Origin of the sequence: Corallococcus sp. AB032C (assembly GCF_003668935.1) — a bacterium.
GTDB classification, from domain to species: Bacteria; Myxococcota; Myxococcia; order Myxococcales; family Myxococcaceae; genus Corallococcus; species Corallococcus exiguus.
The window spans coordinates 1-15,437 of the sequence record NZ_RAWP01000162.1; the positions used below are offsets into that span (position 1 = coordinate 1).

Annotated in this window: 14 protein-coding genes; 8 read left to right on the forward strand and 6 right to left on the reverse strand. The window is 68.9% G+C overall.

The features are described 5' to 3' along the window. The first annotated feature begins 141 nt into the window (after window positions 1-141). The gene (gene rpoZ, locus D7X99_RS39105) at window positions 142-381 is read left to right on the forward strand and encodes a DNA-directed RNA polymerase subunit omega (RefSeq protein ID WP_120576017.1); all 240 of its coding nucleotides are present in this window, start codon (window positions 142-144) and stop codon (window positions 379-381) included. 9 nt (window positions 382-390) lie between these two features. On the opposite strand, the gene D7X99_RS39110 is transcribed toward rpoZ, so the two are convergent. From D7X99_RS39110 to D7X99_RS39120, 3 genes are read right to left on the reverse strand one after another with little or no spacing between them, the layout of a single operon-like run. Then, window positions 391-867 (reverse strand): NUDIX hydrolase, encoded by a 477-nt coding sequence (locus tag D7X99_RS39110; RefSeq protein WP_120576018.1) that lies wholly within the window; start codon window positions 865-867, stop codon window positions 391-393. Between the two features lie 38 nt (window positions 868-905). Beyond that, entirely contained in the window at window positions 906-1,577 is a 672-nt protein-coding gene (locus D7X99_RS39115) for a hypothetical protein (protein WP_121782193.1), read from the reverse strand. Then, window positions 1,567-2,166, reverse strand: a complete 600-nt coding sequence (locus D7X99_RS39120) for a hypothetical protein (RefSeq protein WP_120600168.1) — start codon at window positions 2,164-2,166, stop codon at window positions 1,567-1,569. The genes D7X99_RS39115 and D7X99_RS39120 overlap by 11 nt, the downstream gene beginning before the upstream one ends. Window positions 2,167-2,605: 439 nt before the next feature. Here D7X99_RS39120 and groES point away from each other — a divergent pair, with 439 nt between their 5' ends. From groES to D7X99_RS39150, 6 genes are all read left to right on the forward strand, one after another. Next, window positions 2,606-2,896, forward strand: coding sequence for a co-chaperone GroES (gene groES, locus D7X99_RS39125; protein ID WP_120600169.1), 291 nt, complete (start codon window positions 2,606-2,608; stop codon window positions 2,894-2,896). A 47-nt stretch (window positions 2,897-2,943) separates the two neighbouring features. After that, entirely contained in the window at window positions 2,944-4,599 is a 1,656-nt protein-coding gene (gene groL / locus D7X99_RS39130) for a chaperonin GroEL (protein WP_121782194.1), read from the forward strand. Window positions 4,600-4,775: 176 nt separating this feature from the next. After that, window positions 4,776-5,033 (forward strand): glutaredoxin 3, encoded by a 258-nt coding sequence (gene grxC, locus D7X99_RS39135; protein ID WP_120564118.1) that lies wholly within the window; start codon window positions 4,776-4,778, stop codon window positions 5,031-5,033. A 97-nt stretch (window positions 5,034-5,130) separates the two neighbouring features. Beyond that, complete coding sequence (locus D7X99_RS39140) at window positions 5,131-5,547, forward strand: hypothetical protein (RefSeq protein WP_121782195.1); 417 nt, start codon at window positions 5,131-5,133, stop codon at window positions 5,545-5,547. Between the two features lie 200 nt (window positions 5,548-5,747). Beyond that, window positions 5,748-7,130, forward strand: coding sequence for a sigma 54-interacting transcriptional regulator (locus D7X99_RS39145; RefSeq protein ID WP_121782196.1), 1,383 nt, complete (start codon window positions 5,748-5,750; stop codon window positions 7,128-7,130). Between the two features lie 47 nt (window positions 7,131-7,177). Continuing rightward, the gene (locus D7X99_RS39150) at window positions 7,178-8,386 is read left to right on the forward strand and encodes a hypothetical protein (protein ID WP_121782197.1); all 1,209 of its coding nucleotides are present in this window, start codon (window positions 7,178-7,180) and stop codon (window positions 8,384-8,386) included. A 102-nt stretch (window positions 8,387-8,488) separates the two neighbouring features. Here D7X99_RS39150 and smc read toward each other — a convergent pair whose 3' ends face one another. Beyond that, on the reverse strand, window positions 8,489-12,097 hold the full coding sequence (gene smc, locus D7X99_RS39155; RefSeq protein ID WP_121782198.1) for a chromosome segregation protein SMC: 3,609 nt from the start codon (window positions 12,095-12,097) through the stop codon (window positions 8,489-8,491). Window positions 12,098-12,457: 360 nt separating this feature from the next. Here smc and D7X99_RS39160 point away from each other — a divergent pair, with 360 nt between their 5' ends. Next, on the forward strand, window positions 12,458-13,114 hold the full coding sequence (locus D7X99_RS39160; protein WP_233596786.1) for a hypothetical protein: 657 nt from the start codon (window positions 12,458-12,460) through the stop codon (window positions 13,112-13,114). A 4-nt stretch (window positions 13,115-13,118) separates the two neighbouring features. Here the strand turns inward: D7X99_RS39160 and D7X99_RS39165 are convergent, their stop codons facing one another. Both D7X99_RS39165 and D7X99_RS39170 read right to left on the reverse strand, forming a co-directional pair. Continuing rightward, entirely contained in the window at window positions 13,119-14,495 is a 1,377-nt protein-coding gene (locus D7X99_RS39165; protein ID WP_121782199.1) for a hemolysin family protein, read from the reverse strand. An 11-nt stretch (window positions 14,496-14,506) separates the two neighbouring features. Continuing rightward, window positions 14,507-15,322 (reverse strand): lipopolysaccharide assembly protein LapB, encoded by an 816-nt coding sequence (locus tag D7X99_RS39170; RefSeq protein WP_120564113.1) that lies wholly within the window; start codon window positions 15,320-15,322, stop codon window positions 14,507-14,509. Between the last annotated feature and the right edge of the window lie 115 nt (window positions 15,323-15,437).

Consider the following 15,437-nt stretch of genomic DNA (forward strand, 5'->3'; position numbering starts at 1 on the left):
GGGTGGAGGGCAGGCGGGGAGGGGGGCCCGGCCAGGCACCCGGCGGAGCTTCTGGCCCGCCATCCTTCCTTGACTGATCCGAACCCGCTCTTTAGGTTGAGAGGCTTCCACCGGCTCAGTCAGAGCCAAGAAGGATGTTCCATGGCCCGCGTTACCGTTGAAGACTGCCTTCCCTACGTGGACAACCGGTTCGCGCTGGTGCTCCTGGGCGCCAAGCGCGCGCGCCAGCTGATGGCCGGCGCCCGGCCCATCATCGAGACCTCGAAGAACAAGCCGCCCGTGCTCGCCCTGCGCGAGGTCGCCACCCAGCGCGTGAAGTTCGACCGCGACGTGCGCGAGGCGCTGTCTGGCAAGTACGTGGGCGAAGAAGGCAAGAAGTAGCCTTCCGCCCTACCCCGGCTCCTTCCCCTCCATGGGGGGAGGAGCTCCGGGCGCCAGGCCCTGGGCGCGCATCCACCGCAGCGCCCGGCCGGCGACGGCCTTCTCACCCTTGTAGCCCAGCGCCGGAATCAGCCCCTCGAGCGGCATCCAGCGCACCTCGTCCACCTCCACGCGCGGCCCCGGCAGCGGCCCCAGCTCTCCCGCCTCGTAGCGGAAGAGGAAGAAGTGGACGCGCTTGAAGATGCGCTGCCCGCGGAACTGGTAGACGTAGCGGATCTCCCCCAGGGGCGCGAGCAGCGCCACGGCGGTGAGGCCCGTCTCCTCCTTCACCTCGCGCCGCGCGGTCTGCTCCGGCGTCTCGCCGGGGTCCACGTGGCCCTTGGGCAGCGCCCACAGGTGACGCCCGTGCGGACGGATGACGGCGACCTCCCAGGCCCCGTCCTGGAAGCGGATGACAATGCCTCCTGAGGACGCCTCGCGCGGCATGCCTCCACCCTACCCGATGCAGGCGGCGGCCGGGACCCTCAACCGCCGTGCGCGAAGTGGCGCAGTTTGGCTTCCGCGCCCAACCGGTAGGCATAACGCAGGTCGCCGAGGAGCCGGTCCAACCGCCGGCTCAGGACGTGCCCCATGAGCCGCGCGCAGAAGCGCCGGGACAGCCGGTTCGCCTCCTCGTAGCGCCAGCGCTCCTCCACGGACAGCAGGGGCTGGTACGCGACCTGGTCGAAGAGGCGCCCCAACAGCTCCCGCGCCCACCCGGCCACGCCTTCACCCCAGCGATGCATGAGGCACACGACGAACTTGTCCACCTCCGCCTGGGCCTCCAGCTCCAGCAGCGACACCGTGCGCTCGTAGTGCGCCGTGTGCGCGACGTAGAGGAAGTGGCTGACCCCTTCGGTCACCTGGCAGTAGCCGTCCAGGTCCCCCTCCAGCACGGAGCCCAGGGGGCTGCCCGCGTAGCGCTCCATGCGCTCGCGCAGGCCGGGGTCCAGGTAGAGCGCCACCTCCAGGCCGCCCCGGGCCTCCAGCACCAGCAGCTCCTCCGGCGCGCGCCCGGTGCCACCCAGGAGCGCGGCGACCTCCGCGTCCACCACCACGAAGGCCTCCGCGCGGGCCTCGCACCGGAAGCCGTAGATGGCCTCCAGGTGGGCCTGGAGGCGCCCCACGAGCGGGAAGTCCCCGGCGTCAGTTGGCAAGTGGCCCCTTGCGCGGGATCCAGCCCGCGTCCACCAGCACGCGCTCCAGCTTGTCGTTGCCCGTGCGCACCCAGGACTCGTAGACGCGCAGCGCACCCGCGGGCCCCGCGCTCACCAGGCCGCGCGCGCTGATCTCCTCCAGCACCTCCGCGAGCGAGCGGAACTTGTCGCACAGCTCGCGGTACACGCCGGTGAAGCCGCCCGCGGGCACCAGCTCCGCCACCTGCCCGTAGGCCGCGCCGCCCATCTGGATGTAGTAGTCCGGGCCCACCATCCCCTGCTGCAGCGCGCCGGAGAAGAAGCCGACCTTGTAGAGCGACACGTCGCCCAGCCGCCGCAGCGTGCGGATGCGCTCCTCGCGCTCCTGCTGCAGCGAGCGGTGGTACAGCTCCGCCAGCGGCTCGTGGTCCCGCCGGCCCTCCGCGTCTCGGACGAACAGCTTGTCCGTGGCCGCGAACTCCGCCAGCAGGTTCACCAGGTAGAACTCGGTGGACTCGCCCAGCGCCACCCGCTGCCGGGCCGCGACCTCCAAGAGGAGTTCCCGGAAGAACTCCTTCAGCGAGGAAGAGGACGTCACCAGTCCGCTCATCGAGCACACCTCCCGGATGAAGCCTGAAAGGCCTCCGGGCCAGCGCCCGGACCTTCCAGGACACGCTTCCGACAAGCGTAGCCATGTCGCAAGGCGTTAGCAAAACAGACCCAAGTCTTATCAGGCACTTACGCTGGCACTCGTCCGGGGCGAGTGCCAACGTCCGGACACCCCACACGGCCTTGCGGGCAGGTGCGACAAGCGGGAATGTTTTTCGGAAAAGCCCAATCAGGACGGGAGTTTAGCGGCATCCGGACAGATGTCCCGACGTCGCTTGACGAGGTGAAGTCCCTGGTTATTATCCGCCGCGCCTGGGCGTTAGCACTCAGCGGGTGCGAGTGCCAACGCCGGGGCCCACAGGACCTTTCAATCACCCCTGCGGCATCCCGGTCCGGACCTTCCGTCCGCCTCCGGCAGCCGCGATTCACAGGAGCAAGCCATGAAGATTCGTCCCCTGCAGGATCGGCTCATCATCAAGCGCGTCGCCGAGGAGAACAAGACCAAGGGCGGCCTCTTCATCCCCGACACGGCGAAGGAGAAGCCGCTCGAGGGCAAGGTCGTCGCCGTCGGTAACGGCAAGGTGCTGGAGGACGGCAAGGTGCGCGCCATGGACATCAAGGCCGGCGACACCATCCTCTTCAGCAAGTACGCGGGCACGGAGATCAAGCTGGACGGCGAGGATCACCTGATCCTCCGCGAAGAGGACGTGCTGGGCATCATCGAGAAGTGAAGCCCGCCGTTCGTCTTCCCACTCACAACTTCTAGAGGATTCAGACCATGGCGAAGGACATCATTTTCGAAGTGCGCGCGCGTGACGCCATCCTGCGCGGCGTGAACATCCTGGCCGACGCGGTCAAGGTGACCCTGGGGCCCAAGGGCCGCAACGTCGTCATCGAGAAGAGCTTCGGCTCCCCCACCATCACGAAGGACGGCGTGACGGTGGCGAAGGAAATCGAACTGGAGAACAAGTTCGAGAACATGGGCGCCCAGATGGTCAAGGAGGTCGCCTCCAAGACGTCTGACGTCGCGGGTGACGGCACCACCACGGCCACCGTGCTGGCGCAGGCCATCTTCCGCGAGGGCGCGAAGCTGGTCGCCGCGGGCCACAACCCGATGGACATCAAGCGCGGCATCGACAAGGCCGTCGCCGCCATCATCGCCGAGCTGAAGACGCTGGCGAAGCCGACCAAGGGCAACAAGGAGATCGCCCAGGTTGGCACCATCTCCGCGAACGGTGACACCACCATCGGCCAGATCATCGCGGACGCGATGGAGAAGGTCGGCAAGGAGGGCGTCATCACGGTGGAAGAGGCCAAGGGCCTGGACACCACCCTGGACGTCGTCGAGGGCATGCAGTTCGACCGCGGCTACCTGTCCCCGTACTTCGTGACGGATCCGGAGCGCATGGAGGTCGTGCTGAACGACCCCCTCATCCTCATCCACGAGAAGAAGATCTCGTCGATGAAGGACCTGCTCCCCATCCTGGAGCAGGTGGCGCGCGCCGGTAAGCCCCTGTTGATCATCGCCGAGGAAGTGGAGGGCGAGGCCCTGGCCACCCTGGTGGTGAACAAGATCCGCGGCGTGCTGAACGTGGCGGCGGTGAAGGCGCCGGGCTTCGGCGACCGCCGCAAGGCCATGCTGGAGGACATCGCGGTCCTCACCGGCGGCCGGATGATCGCCGAGGACCTGGGCATCAAGCTGGACACGCTGACGCTCCAGGACCTGGGCCGCGCGAAGCGCGTCACCATCGACAAGGACAACACCACGGTCGTCGACGGCGCGGGCAGCCAGTCGGAGATCGAGGCGCGCGTGAAGCAGATCCGCGCCCAGGTCGAGGAGACCTCCAGCGACTACGACCGTGAGAAGCTCCAGGAGCGCCTCGCGAAGCTCGTGGGCGGCGTGGCCGTCATCAACGTGGGCGCCGCGACCGAGACGGAGATGAAGGAGAAGAAGGCCCGCGTGGAAGACGCGCTCAACGCGACCCGCGCGGCCGTGGAAGAGGGCGTCGTCCCTGGCGGCGGCGTGGCGTACATCCGCTGCCTCAAGGCCCTGGAGACCCTGAAGGTCGCCGACGGTGAGAAGTCCGGCGTGGACATCATCCGTCGCTCCGTCGAGGAGCCGCTGCGTCAGATCGTCGGCAACGGCGGCCTGGAGGGCAGCGTGGTGGTGAACAAGGTCAAGGAGGGCACGGGCCCCTACGGCTTCAACGCCGCCACGGGCGTCTACGAGGACCTGCTGGCCGCGGGCGTCATCGACCCGGCCAAGGTGAGCCGCACCGCGCTGCAGAACGCCGCGTCGGTCGCCTCGCTGATGCTCACCACGGAGGCCATGGTCGCCGAGCGCCCGAAGGCGGACGACGACAAGGGCGGCGGCGGCGGTGGTGGCATGGGCGGGATGGGTGGCATGGGCGGTATGGGCGGCATGGGCATGTAGTCGCCCCACCCTTCCCCGCGTCGTCGACGCATCGGGGACGGGACTTGACGGCCTCCGGCGCCCACCAGGGTTCCGGGGGCCGTCGTGTTTTCAAGGGACCAGGCACAAGGGAAGGCCCGTGGCCCCCCGTGCAACGGCCCCTTAGGTTTGGCATCAAGAGAGCCAGGAGGAATTCCATGAAGCCCGTGAAGATCTACACGACGACCTACTGTGGCTTTTGCGTGCGCGCGAAGGACCTGCTCAAGCGCAAGGGCGTGGCCTACGAAGAGGTGGACGTCACCGGAGATGACGACGCCCGCACGAAGCTGGTGGAGATGAGCGGCGGTCAGCGAACCGTGCCGCAGATCTTCATCGGCGACACGCACGTGGGCGGCTACTCCGACATGGCCGCGCTCGACCGCGAGGGCAAGCTGGACCCCATGCTCCACGCTTGAGCAGCCAGGCGGCCGGGCCCCGTGCCCGGACGCCACCCGCGTTCCCCGTGCCTACCTTCTTCGCCAGGGCATTCACCCCTTTCACGGGAGGAACACCATGGCGGGCGGACAGGAAGTCACGGGGACCCGGGATGAACATCACGACCTCATCAGCACGCTCTACCACCTGCTCAAGGGCGCGTCGGTGAGCGCGCAGTACCTGCGCGACGCGGAGGCCGCGGGGGACCCGGAGCTGGCGCAGCTCTTCCGCGACTGGCAGGACGAGCAGCGCAACCTGGCCGAGCGCGCCAAGAACCTGCTGGGCACGCGCATGGTGAACGCGCAGGCCGGCACGGGCCGTGCGGCCACGGAGTCCAGGAGCACGAAGCGCAGGACGAACGCGGAGGTGCCGACGCGAGAGGTGAAGGGCCCCACCAACGCGAGCGTGCGCTCCGGAGGGAGCCCCGGCGACGACGAAGTGGACGAGCAGTCCAAGGAGTCGTTCCCCGCGAGCGACGCACCCGCGAAGTACTGAGGCGGGGGGAAATCCGGGAGGCAGGCCCGACGTCCCTGGTTGGGGCGGCCGGGCCCCTTCTGTCTTCATCTTCAACGGACGTTTCCGCGTCTACTTGTTCCGCTTGCCCCCTGTGTGCAGTCCCCCCTAAAGAGGCGGGATTGAGGGCGACGAGGGGTGTTTTTGCCCCCACGCCCCGTTGCGACCAGGGGTCCGTGACCATGATTGACAGACCGGATGTCACCGAAACCGTCCACGCGGAGCGCGAGGCCCAGGCCACTCGCGTCCCCCTTCATGAGTGGACGGTGGAGGTGGTGGGCGGTCCGGACAAGGGCAAGAAGGTCACCACCCAGGACTCGCTGGTGCGCGTGGGCTCCGACGCCGCGGGCGACCTGGTGCTGAGCGACCCGACGGTGAGCCGCCGTCACCTGGAGGTGGAGCGGCTGCCGCAGGGGCTCCTGCTGCGCGACACCGGCAGCCGCAACGGCACGTTCCTGGACGGGCGCCGCGTGATTCAGGCCTTCCTCACCAGCGGCGACAAGGTGGAGCTGGGCAAGACGAAGCTGGTGGTGAAGGTGGCCACCCGCGCGACGGAGGTGGAGGTCGCCGGCGCGGAGTCCTTCGGGCAGCTGGTGGGCAGCTCGGAGAAGATGCGCTGGGTCTTCACGGAGCTGCGCCGCATCGCTCGCGAGGACATGAACCTGCTCGTCGAGGGTGAGACGGGCACGGGCAAGGAGCTGGCCGCGCGGGCGGTGCACCAGCACTCGCTGCGCCGCCACGGCGCCTTCAAGGTCGTGGACTGCAACCTCATCTCCGAGGAGAAGGCGGAGCGCGAGCTGTTCGGCGGGCTGCGCGCCGGGGAGAACGAGGACAAGGGCGCGCGCGGCATCTTCGAGGCGGCGCGCGGCGGCACCCTCTTCCTGGACGAGGTGGGCGAGCTGCCCATGTCCGTGCAGGGCAAGCTCTTGCGCGTGCTGGAGACGCGCGAGGTGCCGTCGCTGGACGGGCAGCCGGTGGCGGTGGACGTGCGCGTCATCGCCTCCACGCACCGCAACCTGGAGGAGGACGTGCGCCAGGGCCGCTTCCGCGCGGACCTCTACTTCCGGCTCGCGGTGGCGCGCGTGAAGCTGCCGCCCCTGCGCACCCGCCGCGACGACATCCCCACGCTGTCGCAGGCCCTGTCGCGCGGCATGAAGGCCGCGCTGGAGCTGACGCCGCAGACGCTGGCCCTCTTCGAGGGCTACGACTGGCCGGGCAACGTGCGCGAGCTGCGCAACGTGCTGGAGCGCGGCGCGCTGATGCAGGAGACGGGCAACACCAGCTGGCTGGACTTCCTGGCGCACGCGCCCAAGCTCACGGAAGGCACGGAGCCCGCCACCAACGTGGCCGCCATCGTCACCGGCATGCCGTACCACGAAGCGAAGGACCGGGTGCTCGCGGACTTCGAGCGGCTGTACTTCGCGGAAGTCATGCGCGAGGTGGCCTTCGACATAAAGGCCGCGGAGCAGCGCACCGGCCTGTCCATGCAGAGCCTCTACCGCCTGTTGAAGAAGAATGGGCTCCGCCTCAAGGACCTCAAGAACGCCGAGGGCCTGGAGAAGTGAGCGCCCGACCGCAGTCCCAACCACCCCAACCGGGAGAAAGCCTCACCATGCTGAAGCGTCTCGCCGTCGCCTCCGTCATCCTCACCGCCGCCTGTGCCGGCCAGCAGAAGACCGAAGCCCCCGAAGGTCAGAAGCAGATGACCAAGGAAGAGCGGCTGCGCATCACCAACCAGCCCCCGTTCGACCTGGCGACCTGCTTCCAGCACGAGCAGACCCTGCCCACCCCCGCCAACGAGGGTGTCCTCGTGGGCGCGCTCCTGAGCGTCCGTCCGGACGTGCTGGAGTGCCTGGTGGACCCCGCCAACCGCGGCCCCGCGGCCAGCACCAAGGTGATGGTGAAGTCCACCGTCAACGCGCAGGGCGCCACGCACGCCGTCTCCGGTGAGAACCTCACCCCGGCCGGCACGGCCTGCATCCAGCAGGTGCTGGACACGCACGTGAAGCCCGCGGCGCTGGCGGCGGACGCGAAGCCGGTGGAGGCCTCGTACGAGTACGACCACGCCACCGCCAACAACCCGTCCGTCACCATGGGCATCAACGAGGGCTCGGACTTCTCCGGCACGGTGCGCCTGGCCCAGAAGAGCTGGTGTGACTGCTTCGCCGGCTTCAAGGCGTCCACGCCACCGGTGCTGGCCGCCGACATCCACATCGTGAAGGGCCAGCCCAACCCGACGGAGGTCGTCTTCAAGCCCTCCGGCAGCACGGAAGGCGACCAGCTGGCGTCCTGCATGCAGGCGAAGATCGCCGCCATGCCCGCGACGACGACGGGCGAGCTGAAGTTCCCCTTCCGCTTCGTGTTCTTCAACTCGCAGGCCCCGGTGGACGCCTCCGCGACCATGCCGCCGGAGCTGCGCTTCTTCCAGCTGGAGCTGGCGCGCACCCAGACGGCCGCCGCGTCCGCCATCGCCTTCGGCGCGCGCACCAACGCGGCGGACACGTATGACGCCGTCGTTCAGAAGTACACCAAGACGAAGGACTACAAGCTCTTCGACGAGCTGTCCTCCAAGTGCCAGGCGCTGGTGGACTCCGCCGGCAAGTGGGTGGACGCGCTCAAGGCGCAGGAGACGGTGGACCAGACGACCCTGACGCTGGTGCAGCAGCTCAAGGCCCAGAAGGAAGACTGGGCCCCGGTGGAGACCGCCAGCCAGGAGGCCCTGGCCAACACCCAGAAGGACCTCTCCGCCGCCCAGCAGCGTCTGGCCGCGGACCAGGGCGCCTGCCCGAAGAAGAGCTACGCGCCGACGAAGAAGAAGTAGTCCTTCGACGTTGAGCCGCTGAAATGACAACGGGCGCTCCGGAAGAACTTCTCCGGGGCGCCCGTCTTCTTTTCAGCGACCAACCCTGCCCTGCCCCGCGCCCTACGACGCGGCGGGGACCTTGTCGTCGTTGTGCGCGGAGGCCTCGCGCATCTTCACGCTGACGAGCTTGGAGATGCCGGGCTCCTCCATGGTGACGCCGTAGAGCGTGTCGGCGATCTCCATGGTGCGCTTGTTGTGGGTGATGAGGATGAACTGCGACTGGCTGCTCATCTCCTTCACCATGTCGTTGTAGCGGCCCACGTTGCCCTCATCCAGCGGGGCGTCGACCTCGTCCAGGAGGCAGAAGGGGGTGGGCTTGATGAGGAAGATGCCGAAGATGAGCGCCACGGCGGTGAGGGCCTTCTCGCCACCGGAGAGCAGGTTGACGCTCTGGAGCTTCTTGCCCGGCGGCTGGGCGACAATCTCCACGCCCGGCTCACCGTTGGGGCCCTCCTGCGTGAGGATGAGGCTGGCGCGGCCACCGCCGAACAGGCGCGGGAAGATGGCCTGGAACTTGTCGTTCACCACGTCGAAGGTCTGCTTGAAGCGCTCGCGGCTCGTCGCGTCGATGCGGACGATGGCTTCCTTCAGCTGGCTGATGGACGCCAGGAGGTCCTGACGCTGGGTGGAGAGGAACTCGAAGCGCTTGGACAGCTCCGCGTGCTCGTCAATGGCGGTGAGGTTGATCTCCCCCATCTTCTCCACCTGCGCGCGCAGGTCCTTGAGCTCGCTCTCCACTTCCGGCGAGAGCGGCGCCAGCAGGTGGTAGTTGTGCAGCTCCGTGGCCAGCTCCAACTGGTAGCGCTCGCGGATGCCGGCGGCCAGGTGCTCCAGCTCCAGGCCAATCTCCTTCTCGCGCAGGGTGATTTGCGACAGGCCCTGCATGAGCTCGTCCAGCCGGCCGCGCAGCTCGCGGAAGGAGGTGTCCTGCTCGCGCACTTCCGTGGTGGCGGTGGTGTGCGCGGTGCGGCGGGCCTCCAGGGCCTCCGCGCCCACGCGGTGCTCCTCCGCCCGCTGCTCCTTGGTGGACTCCAGCTCCGCGAGCCGGCCCTGCAGTTGCTCCACCTTGGTGCGGCCGTCCGTCACCGTGGCCTGCAGGCGGCTGACGCGCGACTCCATGTCCCGGCGCTGCGCCACCAGGCTCTCCAGCTCCTTGCGCGCGGACTCACCGCGCTCGCTGCCGGCGGCCACCTTCACGCGCAGGCCCATCAGGTCCGAGGACGCGGTGTCCGCGCGCTGGCGCAGCCCCTCCAGCTCCCCGGCGTACTGGCGCACGCGCTCCTCGCGCGCCTCGCGGTCCGCCTGGCCGTGGGCCACCTCGCCGCGGCTGGACTCCTCCTCGTTGGTGAGCGCGGTGTGGCTCTGCGACAGCTGGCCCTCCTCGCCCTCCAGCGAGCGCAGCCGCTCGCGCACCCGGGCCAGGTCCTCGCTCGCCTTGTGGAGGTCCTTCTCCTGGCTGGCCAGGTTGACCTCCTCCGCGTGCTGCTCCTTGCCCAGGCCCTTGAGGACGGCCTCCGCCTGCCCCATCTGCTTCTGGAGCGTGTAGTGGCGGGTCAAAATCTCGTTGTAGCGCTCCTCCACCCGGGCCACTTCGGCCGCCAGCTCGGCGATTTCGCGCTTCTTCTGGAGCGCGCCCACCGCCGCGCCCTCGCGCTCACCGCCGGTGATGGAGCCGTCCGCGCGGAACACCTCGCCGTCCAGCGTGACGAGGGTGACGGGTACGGGGGTGGTTTCCGCGTACTCGCTCGCGGCGACCATGTCCTGGACGATGACCACGTCGCCCAGGAGCAGCTTGAGCACCGGCTCCAGCGCGGGCTCGCAGGACACTTCCTTGAGCGCGTGCGCCAGGACGCCCGGGCGCGAGAGGTCCGGCTCCACGTACGCCCGGGCCTGCTCACCGGAGGGCACCGGCAGGAAGGTGCCGCGCCCTTCCGCGTGGCCCTTCAGGTACTCCACCAGCTCCACGCCCTTCTCACGGCTGTCCACGATGACGTGCTGGAGCCGCTCGCCCAGGGCGGCCTCCACCGCGCGCTCGTAGCGCGCCGAATTCACCGTGAGGACGTCCGCCACCAGGCCGAAGATGCCCTGCTCGCGGGCGGCCTCCGCGGCGCGCACCATGACGGCGCGCACGCCCCGGTCGAAGCCGTCGTAGTTCTTCTGGATGTCCTCCAGGGAGGACAGGCGGCTGCGCTTGTCGCTCAGCTCCTCGCGCAGCGCGATGACCTGGACCTCGTTCTCCGTGAAGGCCTCGCGCGTGCGGGTGAGGGCCTCCTCCTCCTGGCCCCGGCGCTCGGCCAGCTCGGAGGCCAGGTGGCGCGTGTCCTCCACGTGCCTGGCCGCCTGGGTGCGCACGGTGTCCAGCTCCTGCTCCTGAACGCGCAGGGCCTCCAGCTCACCGCCCAGCTTCGCGCGGCGCGCCTCCAGGTCCGTGCGCTGGCGCGCGAGGTTGACCAGGTTGCTCTCGTGGTTCGCCAGGCGCGTGGCCACGGCGACCAGCCCGGCCCGCTCCTGCTCCAGGCGCAGGGAGATTTCCGTCTGGAGCACGGAGACGCGGCGCTGCTCCTCCAGGGCCACCGCCATGGCCACTTCGTCTTCCTTGTACGAGCCGGCGATGCCCGACAGCTCCGCCTCGCGGGCCGTCATGGTCCGCACGACTTCAGCCTGCCGCGCGAGCAGCGCGTCCAGCTCCGCCTGCGCGGACTCCACGCGCGCGCCGGTTTCCTCGAAGTCGCGGCGGCCGTAGGACAGCTCCTGCGCCTCGCGCTGCAGGGCGCTCTCCAGCGCGTGCACTTCACCGGCGTACTGCTGGAGGGCCGCCCCTTCCGCGTCCAGCTCCGCGCGGCGCCGGGTGATGACCTCCTCCAGCTCCTTCACCTTGTCCAGGCCCTCGCGCTCCTCGCCGCCCAGGTTCTCCAGGCGCGACTGGAGCACGCGCTTCTCCGCCATCAGCTCCAGCGAGCGGTGGCTGGTGGAGTGCAAATCAATCTCCCGCATGCGCGCCTTGAGCTTGCGGTACTTCTCCGCCTTCTTCGCCTGGCGCGACAGCGTGTCGAGCCGCTTCTCCAGCTCGCCCGTGATGTCGTTGACGCGCAGGAGGTTGGCCTCGGTGGCCTCCATCTTGCGCTCGGCGGCCTTGCGGCGGGCCTTGTACTTGGTGACGCCCGCGGCCTCTTCCAGCAGATGCCGGCGGTCCTCCGGCTTGCTGGAGACGATGAGGCCCACGCGGCCCTGCTCGATGATGGAGTAGGCCTTGGTGCCCACGCCCGTGCCAAGGAACAGCTCGGTGATGTCCAGCAAGCGGCAGAGCGTCTTGTTGATGAGGTACTCGGAGTCGCCGTTGCGGAACAGGCGCCGCGTCACGGTGATCTCACTGAAGCCCTGGTACTGGGGCGCCAGCGTGTCCGTGTCGTCCACGAGGAAGGTGAGCGACACCTCCGCCATGGACAGGGGCGGCTTGTTCTCCGAGCCGTTGAAGATGACGTCTTCCATGCCGCGGCCGCGCAGGTTCTTCGCGCTCTGCTCGCCCATCACCCAGCGGATGGCGTCCACGACGTTGGATTTGCCACACCCATTGGGGCCGACGACGCCGGTGACGCCCTCGTCGAAGGAGAAGACGCTCCGCTCCATGAACGACTTGAAGCCGGTGATGTCCAGGCGCTTGATTCGCATGCCAGCGGGCTCCCTACAGGCCGACGGTGAGACGGGGTGAAAACGCGCGCGGGGCCGGAAAATCGGCTCCGCAGCGTTTGGCAGGAGTACCAACGCACCCCGCCCCGGATCAAGCGTGACCATGCCACGCATGACCCTATGTGCAGTGCTACAGGTTGGTATGCGAGCGGCCTTGCACCACCCTTGCAAAGCAACCGACCCACCCTACCTTCCTCTTGATCTTTCTGGAGGCGTCCTACGTTTCAGCCCTTGCTCGCCATGTCGCTCCTCGTCGGTGCGTCCCCGACGTCCCAGGTAGCACCCCGGTCTGACATGGTCGTGGCGGCGGCGCCGGCCCCCTGTCCGAACCCCTGGTTTCCCATGGAGGAAGGCCTGTCGCTGACCTACCGGGCGGGCCGCTCGTCGGAGCTGGTGCTGGCGACGAAGGACGTCGCCCCCGCCGCGGACGGGACGGTGAAGGCCACGCTGGCGGTGAGCCTCAAGGGGCGCAGCGGCCAGACGGACCTGACCTGCGACTCCGAAGGCGTCCGCACGGGCCTGGGCGGGCTGGAGGGCACGCTCCTGTCCGCGTCCGGCATGGACGTTCAAGTCGTCAACGCGGAGGGCGCGGCCGTGCCGGCGCCGTCCGTGATGGTCCTCGGGGGCACCTGGAAGAACAGCCTGTCGGTGAAGCTCCAGCCGCCGGCCCGGAAGGGCGGCCTGCGCCCCATCATCGCCACGACCTTCGACAAGGAGGCCACGGTGGTGGGCGAGGAGGAGGTCACCGTCGCGGCGGGCACCTTCAAGGCGCTGAAGATCAAGAACATCACCACGGCGCGCGCCAGCCGCCCCGGCTCGGAGGGGCGCTCCATGGAGAGCTTCATGTGGTTCGCGCCGGACGTGGGCATCGTGAAGCTGACCACGGACGGAGAGACGAACCTGGAGCTGCTCAAGGTGGACCGGCCGAACGCCAAGGTGAAGCCGGCGGCCATCCAGGGCGGCGCGAAGAAGAAGGCCGTGAAGCCCACCAAGAGCTAGCGCTTCACCCCGTCTCGCCGGAGGGCACGGGCGGCTCCGTGGGGCGGCTGCCGTCCTTGGGCACCGCCGTGGGGCGCGACTGCGGCTCCACCGTGACGCGCACCACGCGGGGGCCGTCCACCTCCTCCACGAGGATGCGCCACATGTCGAGCTTGAGGCTGTCGCCCTTCTCCGGCACCCGGCCCAGCTTCGTCATCAGGTATCCGGCGATGGTCGTCACCTCGCCCTTCTCGTCGTCGCTCAGGTCGAAGGTGACGTCCAGTTGGGCCTCCAGGTCGTCCAGCTGCGCGGTGCCGGGCAGCTCGAAGCGGCCTCCCGGCAGCGCCCGGACCTCCTCCACGCGCCGGCCCAGCTCCGCCACGTCGCCCACCACCTCCGCCACCACGTCCGCGATGGTCACGAGCCCGGACGTGCCGCCGTGCTCGTCCACCACCATGGCGATCTGCCGGCGCCGGCGGCGGAACTCCGTCAAGAGCTGCTCCAGCGTCGCGTTCTCCGGGATGAAGAGCACCGGGCGCTGCACCTGGGACAGGCTGCGCAGCTCGCCGCGAGACAGGAGGAAGAACAGGTCCTTCACGTTCACAACGCCCTCGACCTCGTCGAGGTTGCCCCGGCACACCGGCAGCCACGTGTGCCCGGACGCCCGCGCGTCGATGACGTTCCTGTCCAGCGCCTCCTCCACGTCCAGGTAGCGCATCTGGTTGCGGGGCACCATCACCTGCCGCGCCGTCTTCTGCGCCATCTCCAGCGCGCGCTCCAACAGCTCCGCCCTCGCCGTGGTGATGGCGCCGGCCTGCGCGGAGCTGTGCAGGATGACGCGCAGCTCGTCCTCGTTCGTCGCCTCGTGCGACTCGCTGGCGGAGTGCAGGCCGAAGGCCTTGAGCACCAGCCCCGCCAGCCAGTTGAGCAGCCGGATGGCCGGGTAGAAGAGGAAGTAGAACGCGCGCATGGGCAGCGCCACCGCGAGCGTCGTCTGCTCCGCGCGCTGGATGGCGACGCTCTTGGGCGCCAGCTCCCCCATCACGATGTGCAGGAACGTGATGATGCTGAAGCCGATGATGCCCGCCGCGGTGGAGCCGTACTTCGCCGCCATCGCCTCCGGCAGCACCTTGTCCACCACCGGGTGCAGCAGGTGTTCGAACGCGGGCTCACCCAGCCAGCCCAGGCCCAGCGACGCGAGCGTGATGCCGAACTGCGTGGCGGACAGGTACGCGTCCAGCTCGCTCACCATCTTCAGGGCCGTGGACGCGCCGGGCGTGCCCTCGTCCACCAGGGACTGCAGGCGCGTGGCGCGGATCTTCACGATGGCGAACTCCGTCGCCACGAAGAAGCCGTTCGCGACGACCAGCAGCAGCGCCAGCCCCAGGAAAACCCATTCCATGTGTGATTCCCTCAGAAGAGGGCTTCGAAGTCCGGATCGCCCTTGAGCACGTCGAACATGGGGTCCGCGGACAGCCACCCCAGGACCTTCTGCCGGTCCGCCGCCAGCGCCTTCTGCAGGTACTGGACGGCGTCCTTCGGACGGCCCCACAGCGCGTACAGCGCCGCCAGGTTGTAGTTGAGCAGGAGGTCTTCCGCGTTGAGCGCCCGGGCGCGCTCGTAGGCGCGCTCCGCTTCCGCGTAGAAGCCCTTCTGGGCATAGCAGATGCCCAGGTCCAGCTGCGCCTCGAAGTTGTCCGGCTCCAGCCGCACCACTTCCTTCAGCTGGGTGATGGAGGAGCGGTAGTCCCCCTCATCCATCATCAGCGCCGCCAGCTCGTGCCGGGGGAAGGCGTCCTGCGGGTCCAGCTCGATGGCGGCCTGCAGCTCCCGCATCGCCTCCTCCACCCGCCCCTGGTCCGCGTAGGTGAGCCCCAGGTTGAGGTGGGCGTCCGGGTACTCCGGATCCAGCTCGATGGCTTCCTTGTACTCCTCCACGGCCATCTCGCTGGCGTGGGTGGAGAGGAAGCAGGCCAGGTTGTAGTGCGCGGTGGCGCTCTCCGGCTCCAGCTTGAGCGCGGTGAGGTACTCGCCCAGCGCCTCGCGGAACTGCTTCTTCTCCGCGTAGACCGTGGCCAGGTTGTCGTGCGCGTGCGCCGACGTGGGGTCCAGGTCGATGGCCTTCTTGAACTCCTTGATGGCCTCGTCCAGCCAGCCCCGGTCCGCCAGCTCGATGCCGCGGGTGTTGTGCTCATCGGACAGAGCGATGTTGTCCTTTTCCCGGGCCATGGGCGCGCGGCAATCTACGCGTCGCGCGTTTCCCCGTGCAAGGTAGAGTTTCCCCTTGCCCATGCGCCACGCCGCCCTGCTGCTCCTGCTGTCACTTTCCGCCTGCCATCCCCGC

Excerpts from the sequence above, each read along its gene's own strand:
- D7X99_RS39140 (WP_121782195.1), top strand. The coding sequence starts at position 5,131 with ATGGCGGGCGGACAGGAAGTCACGGGGACCCGGGATGAACATCACGAC.
- smc (WP_121782198.1), bottom strand. The coding sequence starts at position 12,097 with ATGCGAATCAAGCGCCTGGACATCACCGGCTTCAAGTCGTTCATGGAG.
- groES (WP_120600169.1), top strand. The coding sequence starts at position 2,606 with ATGAAGATTCGTCCCCTGCAGGATCGGCTCATCATCAAGCGCGTCGCC.
- D7X99_RS39160 (WP_233596786.1), top strand. The coding sequence starts at position 12,458 with ATGGAGGAAGGCCTGTCGCTGACCTACCGGGCGGGCCGCTCGTCGGAG.
- D7X99_RS39110 (WP_120576018.1), bottom strand. The coding sequence starts at position 867 with ATGCCGCGCGAGGCGTCCTCAGGAGGCATTGTCATCCGCTTCCAGGAC.
- D7X99_RS39145 (WP_121782196.1), top strand. The coding sequence starts at position 5,748 with ATGATTGACAGACCGGATGTCACCGAAACCGTCCACGCGGAGCGCGAG.
- D7X99_RS39150 (WP_121782197.1), top strand. The coding sequence starts at position 7,178 with ATGCTGAAGCGTCTCGCCGTCGCCTCCGTCATCCTCACCGCCGCCTGT.
- D7X99_RS39120 (WP_120600168.1), bottom strand. The coding sequence starts at position 2,166 with ATGAGCGGACTGGTGACGTCCTCTTCCTCGCTGAAGGAGTTCTTCCGG.
- D7X99_RS39165 (WP_121782199.1), bottom strand. The coding sequence starts at position 14,495 with ATGGAATGGGTTTTCCTGGGGCTGGCGCTGCTGCTGGTCGTCGCGAAC.
- grxC (WP_120564118.1), top strand. The coding sequence starts at position 4,776 with ATGAAGCCCGTGAAGATCTACACGACGACCTACTGTGGCTTTTGCGTG.
- D7X99_RS39170 (WP_120564113.1), bottom strand. The coding sequence starts at position 15,322 with ATGGCCCGGGAAAAGGACAACATCGCTCTGTCCGATGAGCACAACACC.
- rpoZ (WP_120576017.1), top strand. The coding sequence starts at position 142 with ATGGCCCGCGTTACCGTTGAAGACTGCCTTCCCTACGTGGACAACCGG.
- groL (WP_121782194.1), top strand. The coding sequence starts at position 2,944 with ATGGCGAAGGACATCATTTTCGAAGTGCGCGCGCGTGACGCCATCCTG.